16 protein-coding genes are annotated in these 18,794 nt (G+C 56.3%); 10 read left to right on the forward strand and 6 right to left on the reverse strand.

Features of this window, described 5'->3' with window-relative positions:
* Positions 1 to 41: 41 nt before the first annotated feature.
* The gene (locus tag OHL19_RS16860) at positions 42 to 836 is read right to left on the reverse strand and encodes a DUF3050 domain-containing protein (RefSeq protein WP_263358916.1); all 795 of its coding nucleotides are present in this window, start codon (positions 834 to 836) and stop codon (positions 42 to 44) included.
* 57 nt (positions 837 to 893) lie between these two features.
* Between OHL19_RS16860 and OHL19_RS16865 the strand changes: the two genes are divergently transcribed.
* Complete coding sequence (locus OHL19_RS16865; protein WP_263358917.1) at positions 894 to 1,952, forward strand: aldo/keto reductase; 1,059 nt, start codon at positions 894 to 896, stop codon at positions 1,950 to 1,952.
* A 156-nt stretch (positions 1,953 to 2,108) separates the two neighbouring features.
* Positions 2,109 to 3,092 carry an acyl-CoA desaturase gene (locus tag OHL19_RS16870; RefSeq protein WP_263358918.1) on the forward strand — a complete coding sequence of 328 codons (984 nt, stop codon included), beginning with the start codon at positions 2,109 to 2,111 and terminating at the stop codon, positions 3,090 to 3,092.
* 128 nt (positions 3,093 to 3,220) lie between these two features.
* On the opposite strand, the gene OHL19_RS16875 is transcribed toward OHL19_RS16870, so the two are convergent.
* Positions 3,221 to 3,739: a gamma carbonic anhydrase family protein gene (locus tag OHL19_RS16875; protein ID WP_263358919.1), complete on the reverse strand. Its 519-nt coding sequence runs from the start codon at positions 3,737 to 3,739 to the stop codon at positions 3,221 to 3,223.
* Between the two features lie 138 nt (positions 3,740 to 3,877).
* On the opposite strand from OHL19_RS16875, the gene rpsU reads away from it, so the two are divergent.
* Positions 3,878 to 4,075 carry a 30S ribosomal protein S21 gene (gene rpsU / locus OHL19_RS16880; protein WP_263338703.1) on the forward strand — a complete coding sequence of 66 codons (198 nt, stop codon included), beginning with the start codon at positions 3,878 to 3,880 and terminating at the stop codon, positions 4,073 to 4,075.
* A gap of 162 nt (positions 4,076 to 4,237) precedes the next feature.
* On the opposite strand, the gene OHL19_RS16885 is transcribed toward rpsU, so the two are convergent.
* A complete protein-coding gene (locus OHL19_RS16885; protein ID WP_263358920.1) occupies positions 4,238 to 4,999 on the reverse strand; it encodes a DUF4397 domain-containing protein in 762 nt (253 codons plus the stop codon).
* 102 nt (positions 5,000 to 5,101) lie between these two features.
* Positions 5,102 to 6,448 (reverse strand): NCS2 family permease, encoded by a 1,347-nt coding sequence (locus OHL19_RS16890; RefSeq protein WP_263358921.1) that lies wholly within the window; start codon positions 6,446 to 6,448, stop codon positions 5,102 to 5,104.
* Positions 6,449 to 6,835: 387 nt separating this feature from the next.
* Here OHL19_RS16890 and OHL19_RS16895 point away from each other — a divergent pair, with 387 nt between their 5' ends.
* Positions 6,836 to 8,809, forward strand: coding sequence for a DUF3857 domain-containing protein (locus tag OHL19_RS16895; protein ID WP_263358922.1), 1,974 nt, complete (start codon positions 6,836 to 6,838; stop codon positions 8,807 to 8,809).
* Positions 8,810 to 8,869: 60 nt separating this feature from the next.
* Positions 8,870 to 10,855 (forward strand): transglutaminase-like domain-containing protein, encoded by a 1,986-nt coding sequence (locus OHL19_RS16900; protein WP_263358923.1) that lies wholly within the window; start codon positions 8,870 to 8,872, stop codon positions 10,853 to 10,855.
* A gap of 69 nt (positions 10,856 to 10,924) precedes the next feature.
* Here OHL19_RS16900 and OHL19_RS16905 read toward each other — a convergent pair whose 3' ends face one another.
* Together OHL19_RS16905 and OHL19_RS16910 are read right to left on the reverse strand one after the other, a co-directional pair.
* Positions 10,925 to 11,599: a YkgJ family cysteine cluster protein gene (locus OHL19_RS16905; RefSeq protein ID WP_263358924.1), complete on the reverse strand. Its 675-nt coding sequence runs from the start codon at positions 11,597 to 11,599 to the stop codon at positions 10,925 to 10,927.
* Between the two features lie 7 nt (positions 11,600 to 11,606).
* Entirely contained in the window at positions 11,607 to 13,640 is a 2,034-nt protein-coding gene (locus OHL19_RS16910; protein ID WP_263358925.1) for a PP2C family protein-serine/threonine phosphatase, read from the reverse strand.
* 187 nt (positions 13,641 to 13,827) lie between these two features.
* On the opposite strand from OHL19_RS16910, the gene OHL19_RS16915 reads away from it, so the two are divergent.
* The 5 genes from OHL19_RS16915 to OHL19_RS16935 form a co-directional block, all read left to right on the forward strand.
* A complete protein-coding gene (locus tag OHL19_RS16915) occupies positions 13,828 to 14,832 on the forward strand; it encodes a nucleoside hydrolase (RefSeq protein WP_263358926.1) in 1,005 nt (334 codons plus the stop codon).
* A 599-nt stretch (positions 14,833 to 15,431) separates the two neighbouring features.
* Positions 15,432 to 15,839 carry a 30S ribosomal protein S12 gene (rpsL, locus tag OHL19_RS16920; protein WP_263358927.1) on the forward strand — a complete coding sequence of 136 codons (408 nt, stop codon included), beginning with the start codon at positions 15,432 to 15,434 and terminating at the stop codon, positions 15,837 to 15,839.
* Positions 15,840 to 15,892: 53 nt separating this feature from the next.
* Complete coding sequence (gene rpsG / locus OHL19_RS16925) at positions 15,893 to 16,363, forward strand: 30S ribosomal protein S7 (RefSeq protein ID WP_263358928.1); 471 nt, start codon at positions 15,893 to 15,895, stop codon at positions 16,361 to 16,363.
* A gap of 113 nt (positions 16,364 to 16,476) precedes the next feature.
* Positions 16,477 to 18,558, forward strand: a complete 2,082-nt coding sequence (gene fusA / locus OHL19_RS16930; RefSeq protein ID WP_263358929.1) for an elongation factor G — start codon at positions 16,477 to 16,479, stop codon at positions 18,556 to 18,558.
* Positions 18,559 to 18,654: 96 nt separating this feature from the next.
* On the forward strand, positions 18,655 to 18,794 hold a 140-nt coding region (locus OHL19_RS16935), incomplete at its 3' end, for a GTP-binding protein (protein WP_263356783.1).

Below are 18,794 nucleotides of genomic sequence, written 5' to 3' on the forward strand. Positions count from 1 at the left end.
AAATGGCGGGTCAAACATGCGGGCTAGGCGGGCAGGGAAGCCTACAGACCGGCCAGGATTCCATCCCAGAGATTGATGCGCGCCTGCAGGGCTGATTCTGCTGCGTTTGCGGCTTCTTCCCAGAGTTGCTCGTCGTTGCCGCAGAGATCGGCTACCATTCGCAGGGAAAGTGGGCCGTGGTCTTCGCCGTCGACCTCGATGTGACGTTCGAGATACCAGAGGAACTTTGCGAATTGTCCGTTCCTCTGTGCATCCAAGTCGCGAACGAAGCTGCGAAACATATCGGGGATTACGTCTTCGCGGCCGAATGTGAAGGCGGCGGCGATGGTGTGCACTTGGCCGGAAGAGATCCGTTCAAAGGTGGAAGTTACGAACTGCTTTGCCGGTACGGGTAGCCCCGGACTGTTTAAATGCCCGCTTAAATTCAGATTTTCGGGGGTGGATGTTCCATGCGCTACTTCTGTGAGCAGGGCCTGAATCGCGGCGGTATCTGCTCCTGACTCCTGCATCGCTTCGAGATAGAGTTCGAAGTGGCTGATGGCGCGATCCTGGTAGAGGTCGCTCTCTTCGCCGAGTACGATCTCGTTGATAAACCGACGGCTGGCTGGCCAGGGCGTCGGCTGCCAGGGAACGGTAACGCAGGTCAGCCGCGCCTGGAGAGCCTTGAGCAGGGACATGAAATCCCAGACGGCAAATACGTGCGATTCCATGAAGATTTGCAGGTCTCTCGGCTTCTGGATACGCGAGTAAAGCGGATGCTCCGCGAGCCGGGCGCGAACCGGGGCTATGCGTGCGGCGATCAGGTCAATCGAAGGGGCAGAAATTAATGGATACACGCTTTCATTATCTCTAACCTGGTGAAACCTATACATTCTCCCGGCATCGAACCATCCATGGAATACCGTTTACTAGGGGGCTCCGGCCTCAAAGTCTCTGCATTAAGTTTTGGCACCGGCACGTTCGGCGGCGCCAATGAGTTCTTCCAAGCCTGGGGGAACACCGATGTAGCCGAAGCTCGTCGCCTCATTGATATCTGTTTTGAGGCTGGAATCAATCTTTTCGACACTGCCAATATCTACTCGAAGGGCGTTTCAGAAGAGATCCTCGGCAAAGCTCTGGAAGGTAAGCGCGACAAGGCTCTTATTTCGACCAAGGCTACGTTTGCGATGGGCGACGGCCCGAATGACAAGGGCTCCTCTCGCTACCACCTCACCAGTGCGCTTGAGGCCAGTCTGCGCCGCCTCAATACCGATTACGTGGATATTTATCACCTCCACGGCTTTGACGCGCTGACGCCTGTCGAGGAAACGCTGGATACGCTCAACAAATTTGTTCGTGAGGGCAAAGTTCGCTACATTGCCTGCTCCAATTTTTCCGGCTGGCATTTGATGAAGTCCCTGGCGGTTGCCGAGCGTTATGGTTTGACTCGCTACGTTGCACACCAGGTTTATTACTCCCTCATTGGCCGTGAATATGAGTGGGAGCTGATGCCGCTTGGGCTGGACCAGAAAGTGGGCGCTCTTGTGTGGAGTCCGCTTGGATGGGGACGTCTTACGGGCAAGCTGCGTCGTGGTCAGCCGCTGCCGGAGACCAGCCGGCTGCATAAGACTGCGGATTACGGCCCGCAGGTTCCGGAGGAATATCTCTATACGGTTGTGGATGCTCTGGATGCGGTTGCTGCTGAAACGGGCAAATCCGTGCCGCAGGTCGCTTTGAACTGGCTTCTGCAGCGTCCTACGGTGTCTTCGGTCATTATCGGGGCACGCAACGAGGAGCAGTTGCGTCAGAATATTGCGGCTGCCGGGTGGAATCTCACTGCCGAGCAGGTTGCTCAACTGGATCGGGCGAGCCAGCAGCCGCCGATCTATCCTTACTGGCATCAGCGGCAGTTTACTGAGCGCAATCCGCTGCCGGTTGCTTTGCCTCCCGAGCTGGAAAAAGAGGAAAAGTAGTCTCAGATCGGGGGCAGGAATGCTCCCGATTTGTTTTGCGGCGCTTGACATGGCCGCTCAAACATTTAAAACATTCCCCGCGGGGAACCTTGGCTGGCGATACAATCTAAGTACCGGTCAATTTATTGGCTTAGTATCACCTTGAGGAACCAACGGATGCCCCCAGTAGCAACGAACCTTCCGGAAACAGATTCTGCAGTAGCCACACAGGTTGGCTCAGCCGCCAGTCGCCGTGCAACCACCGCCGCACGCGAAGAAGTACGCATGGGCCGCGAAGCCAACTATGGCGGAATCAACTGGGTGACAGCGTTGTTTATCGGCGCTTTCCATATTGGAGCCGTTGTCGCGCTTTTCTATTTCAGCTGGAGCCGCCTGGCCGTGGCTCTCGTCCTCTGGGTTCTGGCGATCAATGTCGGAATCGGTGTCTGCTATCACCGCCTGCTCACGCATCGCGGTTTCCAGACCCCCAAGTGGATCGAGTACCTCATGACCATTTGTGCCACGCTGGCGCTTGAGGGCGGTCCGATTTTCTGGGTAGCAGTTCATCGCGTTCATCATCAGCACAGCGATCACACCGGCGATCCGCACACTCCTAAAGAGGGTCCGTGGTGGGCGCACATCGGCTGGATGGTTCTCGGCAAGTCTATGCATGCCAAGACTTCTTCCCTTGCCCGCTATGTTCCCGATCTTGCCCGCGATCGCTTCCATCTCTGGATGAGCAAGTATCACTGGGTTAGCCTGGTGGCCTGCGGAGTGGTTCTTTTCGGCCTCGGCTCGTGGATCGACCACGGTGTCATGGGTGGCGTCAAGATGGTTCTCTGGGGTGTCTTCCTGCGCGTAACGCTGGGTTTGCACGCTACCTGGCTGGTGAATTCGGCCACGCATCTCTGGGGCAGCCGCCGTTTTGAAACCCGCGATGATTCGCGCAACAGCTTCTGGGTTGCGATGATCACGGGCGGCGAGGGCTGGCACAACAATCATCATGCGCACCCCGTTTCGGCGCGTCATGGACTGACCTGGTACGAGATTGACCCTAACTTCTACATCATCTGGGCGCTTTCCAAGCTCGGTCTGGCGAAGAAGATCCAGGTGGCCCGCTATGACAAGGCCAATCCCAAGCCGGCTGGCACCGCGCACTAAGGGCAGGGAATCCGGTACTGCCAAAGTTCTTCTGATTTGAAATCAATGAAAAGCGCCTGCTACTTAGCAGGCGCTTTTTGTTTTGCTTATTTCAGGCTGCTATTTGGGATGGCCGGGCGCTGATTGCTCTAGCGTCCGGTCTCTCGCAGATAGATTGCTGTGTAATCCACGTAATTGCGTGCGTAGGTCAGGATTAGTTCGCGGTCTTTATCTCCGAGTTCGCGGCGCATTTTGGCTGGAATGCCGGTCCAGAGTGTTCTGGGTGGAATGATTGTTCCTTCAGGAACGACGGCGCCCGCTGCGATAATCGATCCTTCGCCGACTCGGGCATTGTTCAGCACGGTGGCATTCATGCCGATCAGGACTGCATCTTCCAGTACGCATCCATGCACCGTGGCATTGTGGCCAATCGTGACCCAGTCGCCTACGGTCACGGAGTAAAGATGCCGCTGTCCGTGCAGCACGGCGCAGTCCTGCACGTTGGATTGAGAACCAATCCGGATTGAGTTCACGTCTCCGCGAACGACTGCATTCATCCAGATGCTCGATCGTTCGCCAATCTCGACATCGCCGATAACCTGCGCGGAAAGATCAACATAGCTGCTGCCTGGAATAACGGGCTGATGTCCCTGAAAGCTCCGAATCATAAATATGCTGCCTCCTGTATGCAGAAATCAGTCTATCGAAACTCCGGGCAAACTATGTCACAGGGGCGAGATTGGTCGGATTACGAAAAATCCCGTATTCTAAGAGGAGCCATTTGGCGAGGTAGGGGGTGTATTCATTTGGCAGAGGTTCGTGTGCAAGAAGGCGAGCCGCTTGAAAATGCGCTCCGTCGGTTTAAGCGGAAGGTTCAGCAGGAAGACATCATCAAGGAAGTCAAACGTCACTCCTACTACCTGAAGCCCGGCGAGAAGCGTCGCGTCAAGGAAGCACTGGCGCGTAAGCGGAATCGTAAGAAGGCTCGTAAAGAGCAGGACTAATTGCAGTTGCAGCAACCAGCCAGCGGCCATATACGCCGCTGATTTGGAATCAATCCCCAGAGGCCGGATCGGTCTCTGGGGATTTTGATTTTTGATTCAAGTTTGACTCGACTCAAGTTTGACTCAAGAATGGCCTGGTGTAGTGCGTGGCCGGTGTGGGGTCTAGTTCACGTCGTCCGCGGTGTATACCTGCACTGGCCTTGTCGACAACTGTGGATCGAGGATCAACACGGTGCGTACTTCGCCGCCAACCAGGGCAAACACGCCTGAGGTGTAAATCGTGGTCGCGGTGATGGTAAGCTTCGTGCCGGCCGGAGCGATCACCATGTACAGGCTCGAAGAGGGAATCGCCACGTAGTCTGAGATTGCATTGGCTGCCAATCCGACGATGATTGGCTTGGCGGTCGCGTACACGGTCGCTGAAGTGCCCGGCAGAAAATAGATGTCTACCGCGCCGGTCGAGGGTGCCTGGTTGATGAATCGGAAATCCGAGTGTCCGGTGGTCGCTGCCACGGATTGGTCCTGCAGGACGGAGACCTGGTAGCCCGCTTCGATATCTGTAATCAGCACGGACTGGCTTTGGTTGGCTGTGAGGCTGCCACTTGTACTCGCGAGTGCCTTGCCGGTTGAAGAGGTGGTAATTTTGACGGTGGCACTGGCAGAGGGCGCGAATTTTCCGTACGTGGTGATGTTTCCCTGACCGACATTGGAGGCCAGTAACTGGCCCTCAACCGAGACATTGACTGCGGGCGCGTTGTAGGAAGCGTCGATGATCCGAACGAGGCTGGTGGTCGAAAAACCGGAGACGCTTTGGCATCCGGCGAGCAGCAGCGATCCAGCCAGACTTATTACTGCCAGCACGGCTATTAGCGGCATCGTCAGAAAGTTCGATCCAGCGCTCGCGTTTTCCCGGGGAATCATCATTGCCAGCTCCGTCTCCATCTTACGTTGGGTAGTCAATCAACGTGCGAAGACTTCTTGCTCATCTCCTGTGTCATGAACCATTTCCCGCACCGGATTCGGCCTTTAGCTTGCAGAAAGATAGATAAACCGAATCAGGAACAGCAGGGCGAGAAGATACAGCAACCAGTCTTTTGGCCTGGCCTTTCCTGCGGCCAGATGCAACACGGCCCAGGCAATCATCCCGAATCCCAGGCCGTTGGCGATGGAGTAGGTCAGTGGGATCAGAATCAATGTTAGAAACGCAGGGATAGCTACGAGTGGGTCTGTCCAGCGGACCTCGGTTACGGTAACCAGCATCATGGACCCGACAAGGATGAGTGCGGGAGCAGTGGCTGCGCCGGGGACGATTCCGACGAAGGGCGCGGCTACCAGCGCCACGAGAAACAGCAGTCCGGTCACGATTGCGGTTATGCCGCTTCGGCCACCGGCGGCTACGCCTGCCGTGGATTCAACGTAGCTTGTCACGGTCGAGGTGCCCGTCAGCGATCCGAATACCGTTGCGGTTGCGTCGGTAAACAGGATGCGGTTCAGGCGAGGGATGGAGTGATCCTGGGCTTGGAGTCCGGCCCGTTTGGTGACGGCTACGAGTGTTCCGAGGTTGTCGAAGAGGTCTACGAAGAGGAAGATGAAGACAATTTCCACTAACCCGACGTGCAGAGCACCGGGAATATCCAATTTGAAGGCCGTCGCTGTCAGGCTCTGGAGGCCGCCTGCTGCGGGAGTCCAATGCACGAGGCCCATTGCCCATGCCACTGCCGTCACGGTCAGAATGCCGATGAGGATTGAGCCTTTAACCTTCCAGATCTCAAGCGTCACCATGATGGCGAGACCGAGAAGGGCGAGTGCGGTCATGGGGTCTTTGATGTTTCCAAGACGCACCAGGGTCGCCGGGTCGCCTACTACCAATCCGGCCTTGGTCAGTCCGATAAAGGCGATAAACAGACCGATTCCGCAAGCTACGGCGGCATAGAGCTCCTGTGGAATTGCTTTCAGAATCAACTGTCGTATGCCGAACAGGGTGAGCAGGAGAAAGACGATTCCAGAAAGAAAAACCGCGCCCAGCGCTGTCGGCCAGGGAATGTGCATTCGCAGGCAAACGGTGTAGGTGAAGTAGGCATTGAGGCCCATTCCGGGCGCCAGGGCGATTGGATAGCGCGCGACGATGCCCATCAGGATCGATCCGAACGCGGCGGAGAGGCAGGTTGCGGCGGTCACGGCGGAGAGGGCCATCCCGGTTTTTTCGAGGATGGAGGGATTCACCACCACGATGTAGGCCATGGTCAAAAACGTGGTCACACCAGCGAGCACTTCCGTGCGCCAATTGGTGCCCAGACGAGAAAACTCAAAATAGCGTTCCAGCGGTTTGATCATGTATACAGCCCAGCAGACCACAACCCTGCCGGAACGCAAAGCATTTTTCCTGGCGAACAATTCCGGGGAGGTGTTTCAGGGGCGGGAGTGGAGGGCGCGGATTCGTCTGTTTTACGACAAACTCGCCCGATGAAAACAATGCAGGTTTATTACAACAAAATGTTCCGCGTGGAAGGGTTTGCGGCGTAGGGGCTTTCTATAAAACATGGTAAACAGGCGATGAATGCATAACTCGGGCTTTCATTGCTGACAAGCATTGCCGGATGATTTTCCAGCTAACTCCTGTGCTTAGTCCTTGCTTTTAGTTAGGGGCTGAGATTAACTTGATGCAGAGAAATCAAGCTACAGGATTCAGACGCCGTTATTCTTTTTCCCAAAAGAACGATCTGCACTGATACAGCAGTGGTTGGTCGTCCAGGAGTAGAAATGCGCACACGTGTTTGCCTTTTGACAGGATTTATTCTGTCGTTTGTCCTTTTTCCGGCCTTGGCTTTTGGTCAGTTTCAACAACCCACCCAGGAAGAGCTGAAGATGACTTCGGACCCCAAGGCTCCGGGGGCTGCGGCGGAGTATCTGTATCGCGAAGAGAAGGTTGACGACAACCTTCACTTCCACAGCTTTTACACGCGGATCAAAATCTTTACGGAGAAGGGCAAGGATCTGGCTACGGTCGGCGTGCCCTATCCCAAGGGCAAGTTTTCCGTATCGGATGTGAAGGCGCGGACCATTCATGCGGATGGTACTGTGGTTCCGCTGGACGTAAAGCCATCCGATCTAGTGGAGCAAAAGGGAAGCGGATATCAGATCAATAAAATGGTCTTCACTTTGCCGAGCGTGGAGCCGGGCAGCATTCTGGAGTATCGCTGGGAGCTTCGTTATGACGACCAGGTGCTCTCCACTCCGGACTGGGATGTGCAAACGAGATATTACGTGCGCAAGGCGCATTACTCGTTTGTTCCTTTCAGGATGATGAACCGGGTTGTAAATGCACGCGGAGAGTCATCCAACAAGCTGCTTTATACCTCGCTGCTGCCGAAGGAAAGCAAGATTATCAGGGACGCAGCAGGCAATTATGAGCTGGATGTAGCGGATATTCCTGCGACGCCGGATGAGGAATATATGCCGCCCATCGAATCCGTGGAATACCAGGTGCATTTTTACTACTCGCCGTATCTTTCCAAGGACGAGTTCTGGAAGGACGAAGGCAATCGCTGGTCGAAAGAGATGGATCACTTTGCAAACGAGACCAAGACGCTGCGCGATGCGGTTAACGAGTTTGTGAGTCCTTCAGACACCGAAATCGTGAAGGCAGAAAAAATCTACGATCGCGTAATGAAGATCGAGAACACGGATTTTACGCGCCGCAAGTCTGCCGCGGAGCTGAAGCAGTTAGGCGTGAAGCAGGCCAAGCAGGCGGAGGATGTCTGGAACCAGAAGAGTGGCACTTCCGATGAGATTGCTCTTCTGTACCTGGCGATGGTGAGGTCTGCGGGATTGAAGGCTTATGCGCTGGAGTTATGTAGGCGCAATCGGGAGATCTTCAATCCATTCTTTCTATCCATGGGGCAGTTGGATGATGTGCTGGTGATTATCAATACGGACGGAAAAGATAAAGTGGTCGATCCGGGCCAGCGATTCGCAGCCTTTGGCGATCTGCGTTGGACGCATCAGCAGGCTGGAGGGCTTCGTCAGGATCCTGGAGGGGTGAAGTTCGTTCAAACGAGTGGGAACTCATACAAAGAGGCTTCTACTGTTCGGATTGCCGATCTGAATATCGCTGCAGATGGCAAGGTTGACGGCATGGTTCGAATCATGATGAAGGGACCAGCGGCGCTTCACTGGAGACAGGCGGCTTTGTCCAAAGGAGAGGATGAGATCAAAAAGGAGTTCGATGAGCAGATGAAAACCATGGTTCCGGATGGGGTTCAAGCTGAGTTCGATCATTTCCTTGGACTGGAAGACCCTAAGAGCACTTTGATGGGAGTCTTGAAGATCTCGGGCAACCTTGGCACTGCGACGGGTAAGCGGGTCTTTTTACCTGGAGTGTTCTTTGAGTCGCATGTCAAGCACCCCTTTGTTGCGGAGGAGCAGCGCCAGATCTCAGTGGACATGCATTACGCCGAAACGGTGCGTGACGAAGTTACGTATCACGTCCCGGATACGTTCGCGGTGGAAAGTGCGCCTCCGGATACTTCGATTCCTTATACCGGCCATGCGATGATGGCGCTGAAATCTGTTGTCGACAAGAACAACATCGTTATCGCGCGTACGTTTATTCTGGGGTCCGCGTTGATGGATCCAAGAGATTATTCCGATCTGCGCAATTTTTACCAGAAGGTTGCGACGGCGGATCAGCAGCAACTGGTGCTCAAGGTTGCGGCCGTGAACAAGGGCGAATAGGGGTTGTTTCGATAGGACCGTGTGGACAGGTTTGCGGTGTTGTTGCGCGGTCGAGTGAGGATGGTAAGGATTTTGATATCGAGCCGGTTTGTGGTGGTGCTGCTGGGGTCCGCATTGTTGGCGGGCCTGGGCAGCGCGCCTGTTTTTGGAAAAGAGAAGTTGCCTGTGCCGCAGTGGGGAGTCGATGCTGCGAAGACGCCGATTCCAGGTTATGTAAAGGATGCGGATGCGGTCATTCTATTTGATGAATACGTGGAGACGATTGACGCGCAGGGGCGGGCTGTCGAGCGCGAACGGGAGGCTATTCGCATACTGAAACCACAGGGGCGCAACAATACCTGTGAGGTTTCATACGACGTGGATGAGAAGGTGAACTATTTCCGCGCGTGGACGATTGCGGCAGATGAAAAGCGCTACCAGGCCCAGGATACGGACTTCGTGGACGAGGGAGATACGGGTGTTCCGGTCATGCTCTCGACACGCAAGTATCGTGTTGCGCATCCGCCTGCGGCAGATGTAGGCGCGGTGGAGATATGTGAGTCAGAGGAGCTGATGGAGCCATATCTTCAGGAGAAGACCTGGAGTATTCAGAATGGCGTTCCAGTGGTGTTTCAGGCGCTGGAGGTCGACCTGCCGCAGGGCCGTGCGCATACGGAGGCCTGGCATAGCTTCAAGGGAGTAACTCCAGTGGAGGTTGCGCCGAATCATTGGCGCTGGGAGGTGAAAGATATGCCTGCGCTGGTGCTACGGAATATTCCTTCGCCCCCGGTGTGGGCGGCGCTGGCGGCGCGCATGTCGGTTCAGTGGGGTGACGCTGCGGTGGTTGGCAAGGACAACCAATGGAAGGCAATTGGACAGTGGGTGACAACGCTGGAGGCGAATCGTCCTGACCCTTCGCCGGAGATCAGCGCAAAAGCGCAAGCGCTGGTTGCGGGTGCGCCGGATTTCTATACGAAGCTCAGCCGCATTACGGAGTCTATCCAGAAAGATATACGCTATTTTGTAGTGATGCGCGGCATTGGCGGGCTGCAGGCGAATCATGCTTCGGATATTTTTCGGAACAGGTACGGCGATTGCAAAGACAAGACGACGCTATTGATCTCGATGTTGCAGGTGGTTGGAATTCATGCGTTTTATGTGCCGGTAGACGACCGGCGCGGGGTGGTCGATCCGGATGAGCCGTCTTTGGTGGGGAACCATATGATCACGGCCATCGAGGTTCCGGCGGATGTGACGGACCCACGGCTGAAAGCAATTGTGAAGGGTAAGGACGGCAAGCAATATCTGATCTTCGATCCGACGAATGAGCGTACGCCGGTGGGGAATTTGCCATCGTATGAGCAAGGGAGTTACGGGATTCTCGCTGCGGGCGCATCAAGCCAGGTGATTGCGTTGCCGGTACTGGATCCAAAGGCGAATGGAGCTGAGCGCAATGGTGCGTTTGCGCTGGCGGTGGATGGGGCGATTTCCGGATCTGTCGATAACTCTTATATTGGACCGGCTGGCGGCGAGTGGCGTTATCGCCTGAAGGACAGCGATCTCAAGGAGCAACACGATCATCTTGAGCAGATGGTTGGACGAGAGATTCCGGGCGTAACTTTGGAGAGTTACAAGTTTGTTGAACCGGACGCACTGGATAAGCCGGTTGAGTTGCACTACAAGCTGACGGCACATGAGTATGCGCGTACGGTGGGTCCGCTGATGCTGATTCGGCCCCGCGTGATTGGGTCGGATACTTTGCCTTCGGACGAAAAACCGCGAACGGTGCCGATCAATCTGAACGCGACCGGGCATTGGCATGACAGCTACGACATCACTTTGCCTGATGGCTATGCGGTGGATGAGTTGCCTGATCCGGTGAATCTGGATCTGGACTTTGCGAGTTATCACTCTTCGTTTTCGACCAAGGGCAAGGTGTTGCACTATGAGCGCGACTATACGGTGCGCAAGGTGGAGCTGCCTGCTGCGAAAGAGGCGGAGTTTGCGCACCTGGAGGGTGTGATTGGTTCGGATGAGCGGGCTACTGCGGTTTTGAAGAGGCAGTGATTTTGAGAGCGGCTGGCTGGATGGGATTTGTCCGGCCTTCCTTTATATAAAGTGTGCGATTGAAGTGTGTCAGGGCTTGTGGGCGGGGATCAGGCAGTAGGCGACTATGGTTTCATTTGGTTCGCTGGCTGGCTGGTCTTCGCTGTTTGCGTTTTGGAGCAGGGTGTCGAGGCGCTGTTCTTCTGCGTGGGGGATATGCAGTTCGCTGGCGGCTATTTCTTCCGGGCTCGCCTGGGTGAAACAGAGTTCGCAGACGGCGAAGGCTGCTTGCCCGGTTTCGGCTGATTCTTCAGCGGCGCGTATGGGTGGTCCGAAGACGCGGCAGGTCATGGGGCGGGCAAAGTAAATATCGCAGAGGCCGGATTCAGGGTTAAGGGCCGGGCAGGCTGCTTCGTTGGCGAAATCGTCGAAGGCTTCCTGGTCTTCGTCGCTGGCTCCGAGGATTCCGGTGGCGGGGTCGCCGGGGAAGGTTGCGGAGAATGTGTCTATATAAGCATGGGCGCGTTGCTCAATCGACTGGGCGAGGGCTGGGTTTTGTTGCTGTAGCTGGGAGATTCCGGCTCGGAGGCGAAATGCGTCGAGCGGGCTGATGGCGAAGGCTCCGTGACAGCACTGGGTGCAGCCGGGATGGCAGACGAGGTGTTCGCCGCTGCGTCGGGCGCTATCGGCGAACGCGGCGTCAACGAGCTGGAGAAGCTGGGAGTCTTCGTTGAGGACGAAGGCGATCTGTTGCGGCGAGTGCATCCTGTTTTCAGACTACAGCGACGAGCAGGGGAATGGACACGCTGGGGCTGCCCTGGAAATCGATGGTGACGACGGTGATGTCGTCGACCTGGCCGAATTGAATGGCGGTCTGGGCGATTTCGGAGGCGGAGAGATTGCTGATCTGCTGGGTGCGATCAAAGCCGAAGAGTTCGCCGTGACGCGATTGTGCTTCGAGAACGCCATCCGAGACGAGGGTGAGGCGCTGGCCGGGGATGAGAGAAAACGTGTGGGGTTCATAGGGAACTTTGGCGATGATTCCCAGTGGGAGGGCGGCGGCGAGTGGGAGTTCTTCGCCATCGCGATAGGGCGAGAGATGGCCCGCGCTGGCGAGGGTAACCTGACCGGCGATCGTGATGTGGAGGCAGAGGCAGGTGGTGAATCCGTCGTGAGATCGGCCGACCATGCGCTCGTTGAGCGAGGCGAGGATTTCGGAGGGATCGCAGGTGTGGGCGGCTTCGGTGCGGATGGCTCCGACCAGGACGGAGACCATCATGGCGGCGGGCAGACCTTTGCCAGCGACGTCGCCAATGACGACCAGTAAATCTCCGCAGCTCGTGGTGAGGATCTGGAAGAAATCTCCACCGACCTGCTCGGCAGGGTGGTAGATGCAGTCGATGTTGAAGCCAGGGATCTGGACGATGGCTTCGGGAAGCAGGATTTGCTGCACCTGGCGGGCGGCTTCGAGTTGGCCGGCATAGCGCTCCTCGCCCTGGCGTGCCTGACTGAAGCGGCGGATGAGGAAGGCCAGCAGGGCTGCGAGGAAGATGAGATCGAAGAGGATCATCCAGTGAATGGTGAAGGGAGGTAGAGGCAGAGGATTGAGGAGGATGTCTGGTACGGTCGTCCATCCGGCCTGGCTGAGGAGGATGGCGAGGTTGTAGACGAAGCCGTAGCCGATGTAGAGGCTGGTGGGAAACAGGAGCAACAGGGCATCTGCATCCCGCTGGATGGCGCGGCGGAGGAGGATGGTCAGAATCCAGATAGAGGAAGGCAGCAGGCAGATCAGTTGCAGTGCGGCGCTGGCGGCAACCGGGAGCCAGCCGGGCCAGTAGAGGATCACGCTCAGGGGGCTGATGAGTGCAAGAGCGAGGGTGATGTACCAGATGCGGCCGCGGCGTGTGCGCAAAACGATGGAAAAGAAGGCCAAGGCCGCTGCCATATTGGCGGCGATCAGGGCTCCGTCAAAGAGATCGAAGATGGGAATGGGGAAAAAGGCGTAGACGTTGTAAGCGATCTGAATGGCGGAATCTGCGGCAAGAGAGAGCAGCAGGATGGCGAACCAGAGGTACTCGTGGTCTTTGATACGGAAGAAGAAGAGTCCCAGGGTGGTGAAGCCGACCAGTGCGCCGACGATAGAGAAGACGTAGTCATCGACGAAGATGACTTTGCCGAGGGTGAACCGGTGCTGAAGCTCGGTCTGTATCAGGCTCGATTCGCCGACGAGGTTGCCGCTACCCGAGGGGCCGCCACCTATATAGGAGGCCCAGATGGGGGAATGCCAGATGCGAAGGGCGATGTGCAGGGTCTGGGGTGCTGAAGTTTGGCCGGGCGGCGGGGCTGGCAGCGGAAACGTCTGGAACTGAAACATCGCGTGCGGGGCGATGGAGGGAGGCATCTCTCCGCTGGTGCCGATGAGGTGGCCGTCGACGTAGAGTTCGTAGCTGGTGAAGATGCGGGAGAAGAGCAGGGAGTAGGATTTGGCTGAATCGGATTGGGCGGGAATTTGAACTGTGAAGCGATACCAGCCGAAGCCGCTCATACCGGGGTATCCCTGGCTGGACCAGGGTTTGTCTCCTTTGAGCAGAGGCCAGGAGGAATCGTCCAAGGCGGGGTCAGCCCAAGCTGGATTGTCGCCGGGATGAAAGCGCCAGGAGCCATCGAGAGAGACTACCGCTTCGCGGTCGTGAATGAAGTCGAAGGTTGGGCCGAGGGGCTGACCCGGAAGAGAAGACGCAGAAAGCAACGCAAGGCAGAAGATGGTCCACACCAGCAACCAGCGAAGTTTGGAAGGCTCGGGCATCGATTCTGGGTGGATTCCGTGTGGGATTCAGTTTAGGGACGTGATTGTCGAGGGGGTTGATTCCTTAGGGGAAAATTAGCACAGAATGGGGCTGGATGCTAATGTACGGGTGTTCGCTTATTGATGATTCGCAATGTGTTGGGCGTAATCCGGCGAACGGAATGCGTTGACGGTGGGGAGGCGGGATATGAAGAGGATGCGAATGCTGGTGGCAGGGGTATGCCTGCTGGGTTTTGTTCCGGGGGCAGGAGTTGCGGCGGGGCTGGCTCAGGCTGCACTGGCGCAAGCGGCGCCGAAAGCTTCGGTGGCCGAGCCGCAGTTGGTCTGGATCGATACGGATATTGGGGATGATATCGACGATGCGTTTGCGCTGGGGCTGATCCTGCGGAGTCCGGAGCTCAAGGTGTTGGGGATTTCGACGGCTTTTGGGGATACGCAGGTGCGTGCGCGGTTGGTCGACCGGTTTCTGGCGGCGACAGGGAATGCGGCGATTCCGGTTACGGTCGGAGTGCGGACGAAGGTAGCGGATGGTCCTACCCAGGAGGAGTATGCCCTGGGCAGTCCGGATATACAACATTCTGAAGGTGTTTCGGCGATGTTGGAGGCGATCAAGGCGCATCCGGGGCAGGTGACGCTGATCGGGCTGGGACCGCTATTCAATGTTGGGGCGGCGATTGAGCATGACCCTGAGACGTTTCGCAAGGTGAAGCGGGTAGTGATCATGGGCGGCTCGATCGAGCGCGGGTATGACGGCCGAAAGGGCGAGATGCGGCCGGCGGATGCGGAGTGGAATATTTTGCAGGATCCGAAGGGAGCGCAACGGTTGCTGGCGGTAGGGGTGCCGGTATTCATGGCTCCGCTGGACTCGACACAGATTCATTTGGAAGCGAAGGAGCGGGACGAGATTTTTGGGGTGGGGAGTACGCTGACGGCGCAGTTGAAGATGCTTTACGGGGAGTGGGTCGCGAATTCGGGGGGACATTCGCCTACTCCGACCTTGTTTGATCCGCTGGCAGTGGCTTATACGTTCGATCCGGAGCTGTGCCCGATGGAGCCTATGCGAATTGAGGTTGATGATAAAGGGTTTACGAGCAAGGTAGATGGGAAGCCAAATGCGCAGGTTTGTATGAAGTCGGATGAGGGTGGTTTTTTGGAGTTGTTGACGAAGAGGCTGGAGGCGAAGACGCAATAGGGTTGGGGTTGCAGGACATTGCGATTTGTCGGGCTTTCGATTTGGGGCGGGAATCTTTTTTATCCAATTTGTAAAATTTTTCTGGCTGGAGGCGGTTCCGGGGTGCGAATTCGTTGACCTTGCCCACGTTTCTTGATATTGTTAGAAGGTTCCACAAGAGCGGCATCTCTTCAGTTACGTGTCAGAAGAGATGAAGCAACGCAGTTAGACTGCCTGGGTTGATGCCATTTCGGTGGCGGGTGGGTTCGAAGCTGCGAGGGGTATGGCGATGTAGGCCTCCCAAAGAATCCTGGAATTGCTCGATCTTGTGCGAGTAAGGATGATTCGCTACGGTGCCTGCGACACCCTCCACCTTGGAGCGTTATGCAGGCCGAAGCTGAGGAAACGGAATCGAACCCCTGGAGTTAAGGGAGCGTACGGTCACCGTCCCGGTTTTCGTCTGGTATTGGTACGAAGGCAGACGCGAAGCAGCAACATTGGCTTCCGTGCGCTTGCGCCCCGAAATGGGTTCGCGCAAGGCGTGTGGAAAGCCATAAAGCTGCGTGCGCGACTTGCCGGGTAAGTTTGGTTGTAACGGTTCGAGTTTGAGGAGTTGCGGTTTGCCTACATTTAATCAGCTGGTTCGCAAGGGGCGCACGGCGCCACGGTACAAGACGGCCTCTCCCGCACTGCAGGCATCGCCGCAGCGTCGCGGAGTTTGCACGCGCGTTTACACGCAGACCCCGAAGAAGCCAAATTCGGCGCTTCGCAAGGTTGCCCGTGTTCGTCTGACCAACGGAATTGAAGTCACGACTTACATTCCTGGCATTGGCCACAACCTGCAGGAGCACTCGATTGTGCTTATTCGCGGCGGCCGTGTGAAGGATCTGCCGGGTGTTCGCTATCACGTTGTCCGCGGAACTCTGGATTCGGTGGGCGTTGCCAACCGTAAGCAGAGCCGATCCAAGTACGGCGCAAAGCGTGGCAAGGCTGGCGCGGCACCTGTCAAGGGCGGCAAGAAGAAGTAACTCAAGTTTGGTAATTGACGCCGCTCGAATGAGGGGCAAAGGAATTCAGAAACATGCCTAGAAAAGGTCACATAGCAAAGCGGGAAGTAGCGCCCGATCCAGTTTACGGTTCGACGCTGGTCACCAAGTTTGTGAATTCGTTGATGTGGGGCGGCAAGAAGTCGACTGCCCAGGGCATCTTCTATACCGCGATGACGAACCTCGAGCAGAGGGGCGGCGACGAGGCTTTGAAGCTGTTCAAGAAGGCTGTCGAGAACTGCAAGCCGCTACTGGAAGTGAAAAGCCGCCGCGTTGGCGGAGCGAACTACCAGGTGCCGATCGAAGTGAATCCTGAGCGCCGTACTTCGCTGGCGATTCGCTGGCTGATCACCTACGGGCGCGCTCGTGGTGAAAAGGGCATGATCGACAAGCTCAGCAATGAGCTGCTCGATGCGGCCAATGGCCGTGGCGCCGCGATGAAGAAGAAGGAAGACGTTCATCGTATGGCGGAAGCCAACAAGGCATTTGCTCACTATCGCTGGTAGTTTGCGGCTGTAGTTGGGTTTTATGAAATTGCAGTACGGTCAGCGCCCGGATGGGCTGACCGCAGAGATTGGTAAGACGAACAGCGGACCTGGGGTTCGCAAGGAAAATATCCGTGGCTCGCACAGTACCTCTAAATCGTTGCCGGAACATCGGGATCATGGCGCACATTGACGCCGGAAAGACGACTTGCACCGAGCGCATTCTCTTCTATACGGGCATTACGCACCGTATCGGAGAAGTGCACGAAGGCACAGCGACCATGGATTACATGGAGCAGGAGCAGGAGCGCGGAATTACGATCACCTCCGCTGCGACGACCTGCACCTGGAACAATATCCGCATCAACATTATCGATACTCCTGGACACGTTGACTTTACCGCAGAGGTTGAGCGTTCGCTGCGTGTTCTGGACGGCGCGGTTGCGTTGTTTGATTCTGTGTCGGGTGTTCAGCCTCAGACGGAGACGGTTTGGCGTCAGGGCGACAAGTATCGCGTTCCCCGTATCTGCTTCGTGAACAAGATGGACAAGAACGGTGCGGACTTCGAGTTGGCCATGGAAACCATGCGCAAGCGTCTCGGAGCACGTGTGGTCGCCATTCAGATTCCGATCGGCGCGGAAGCGGGCTTCAAGGGCGTCATCGACCTGATGGAGATGAAGGCGATTCTCTGGCATGACGAGACGATGGGTGCCAAGTACTCAGTTGAAGCGATTCCTGAGAACCTGCAGAAGAAGGCGGAAGCTTTCCGTATGCAGTTGATCGAGATGGTTGCCGAGACTGACGATGAGATTCTCGTGCAGTTCCTCGATGGCGAGATGCCTACCTCGGCTCAGCTTAAGGCTGGCCTTCGCAAGGCGACTCTTGAAATGAAGCTTTTCCCTGTGCTTTGTGGATCGGCCTTCAAGAACAAGGGTGTTCAGACGCTGCTCGATGCAGTCGTTGATTATCTGCCCAGCCCTCTGGATATTCCTCCGATTGTTGGTCTGAACCCTGACAATATTGAAGAGCAGTTTATTCGTCATTCCGATGACAGCGAGCCGCTTTCAGCGCTGGGCTTCAAGACGATCAACGATCCGTTCGGCAAGCTTTGCTTCATCCGGGTTTATTCGGGTCAGCTGCGTACTGGCGATACGGTTCTGAATCCGCGCACTGGCAAGACGGAGCGCGTTGGTCGCCTCGTCAAGATGCACGCCAACAAGCGCGAGGACATTACCGAGATCATGGCCGGTGATATTTGCGCCTGCGTGGGTATGAAGGAACTGAAGACGGGCGATACGTTGTGCGCTCCTACTTCTCCGATTGCTCTCTCGGCGATCACCTTCCCGGAGACAGTTATTTCGGTGGCAATCGAGCCGAAGACCAAGGCTGACCAGGAAAAGATGGGCATCGCGCTTAGCCGTTTGGCTGACGAAGATCCTACCTTCAAGGTCAAGACCGACGAAGATTCAGGCCAGACGATCATCAGCGGTATGGGTGAGTTGCACCTGGAAATTCTGGTCGACCGTATGAAGCGCGAGCACAAGGTCGAGGCCAATGTCGGCGAGCCCAAGGTTGCGTTCCGCGAGACGATTCGCAAGGAAGCGGAAGCCGAAGGCAAGTACATTCGTCAGACCGGTGGTTCGGGCAACTACGGACATTGCAAGATTCGCATCAAGCCGAACGAGCCGGGCAAAGGCTACGAATTCATCAACGACACTAAGGGTGGATCGATTCCGAAGGAATTTATCAAGCCGATCGACCAGGGTATTCGCGAAGCGCTGGACGGCGGAATTCTCGCCGGCTTCCCGGTGGTCGATGTGATGGTTTCGCTGTATGACGGCAGTTATCATGATGTCGACTCGAACGAAATGGCGTACAAGATTGCCGGTTCGATGGCATTCAAGGAAGCCGCTCGCAAGGCCAGTCCCGTGCTTCTGGAGCCAGTGATGGCTGTCGAAGTGACGGTGCCGGAAGAGTTTGTCGGAACGATCATCGGCGATATCAACTCTCGCCGTGGCCGCATCGAATCGCTCGAGCATGCTGCTGGTTCGCAGTTGGTCAAGGCAATTGTGCCGCTGAAGGAAATGTTTGGTTACGTGAACGATATTCGTTCTTCCACGCAGGGTCGCGCATCGTACTCGATGCAGTTTGCCCGCTACGAAGAAGCGCCGCGGATGATTGCGGATGAGATTATCGGTCGCGCACAGGGCAAATAAGTTTTGTAGCGAGTTCGTTTTGGAGCTGGAGCCGGATGGCCGGCGCTCCTCAAGGGCAACAGGCAATACAAGCGACGAAAAGGATCTGGGGACTTTATGGCGAAGGAAAAATTTGACCGTTCTAAGCCGCACGTAAACGTAGGGACGATTGGTCACATTGATCATGGCAAGACGACGTTGACGGCAGCGATCACGAAGGTGTTGTCGAAGCACAACCCGAAGAACACGTTCCGTTC

Source organism: Acidicapsa ligni (assembly GCF_025685655.1).
GTDB classification, from domain to species: domain Bacteria; phylum Acidobacteriota; class Terriglobia; order Terriglobales; family Acidobacteriaceae; genus Acidicapsa; species Acidicapsa ligni.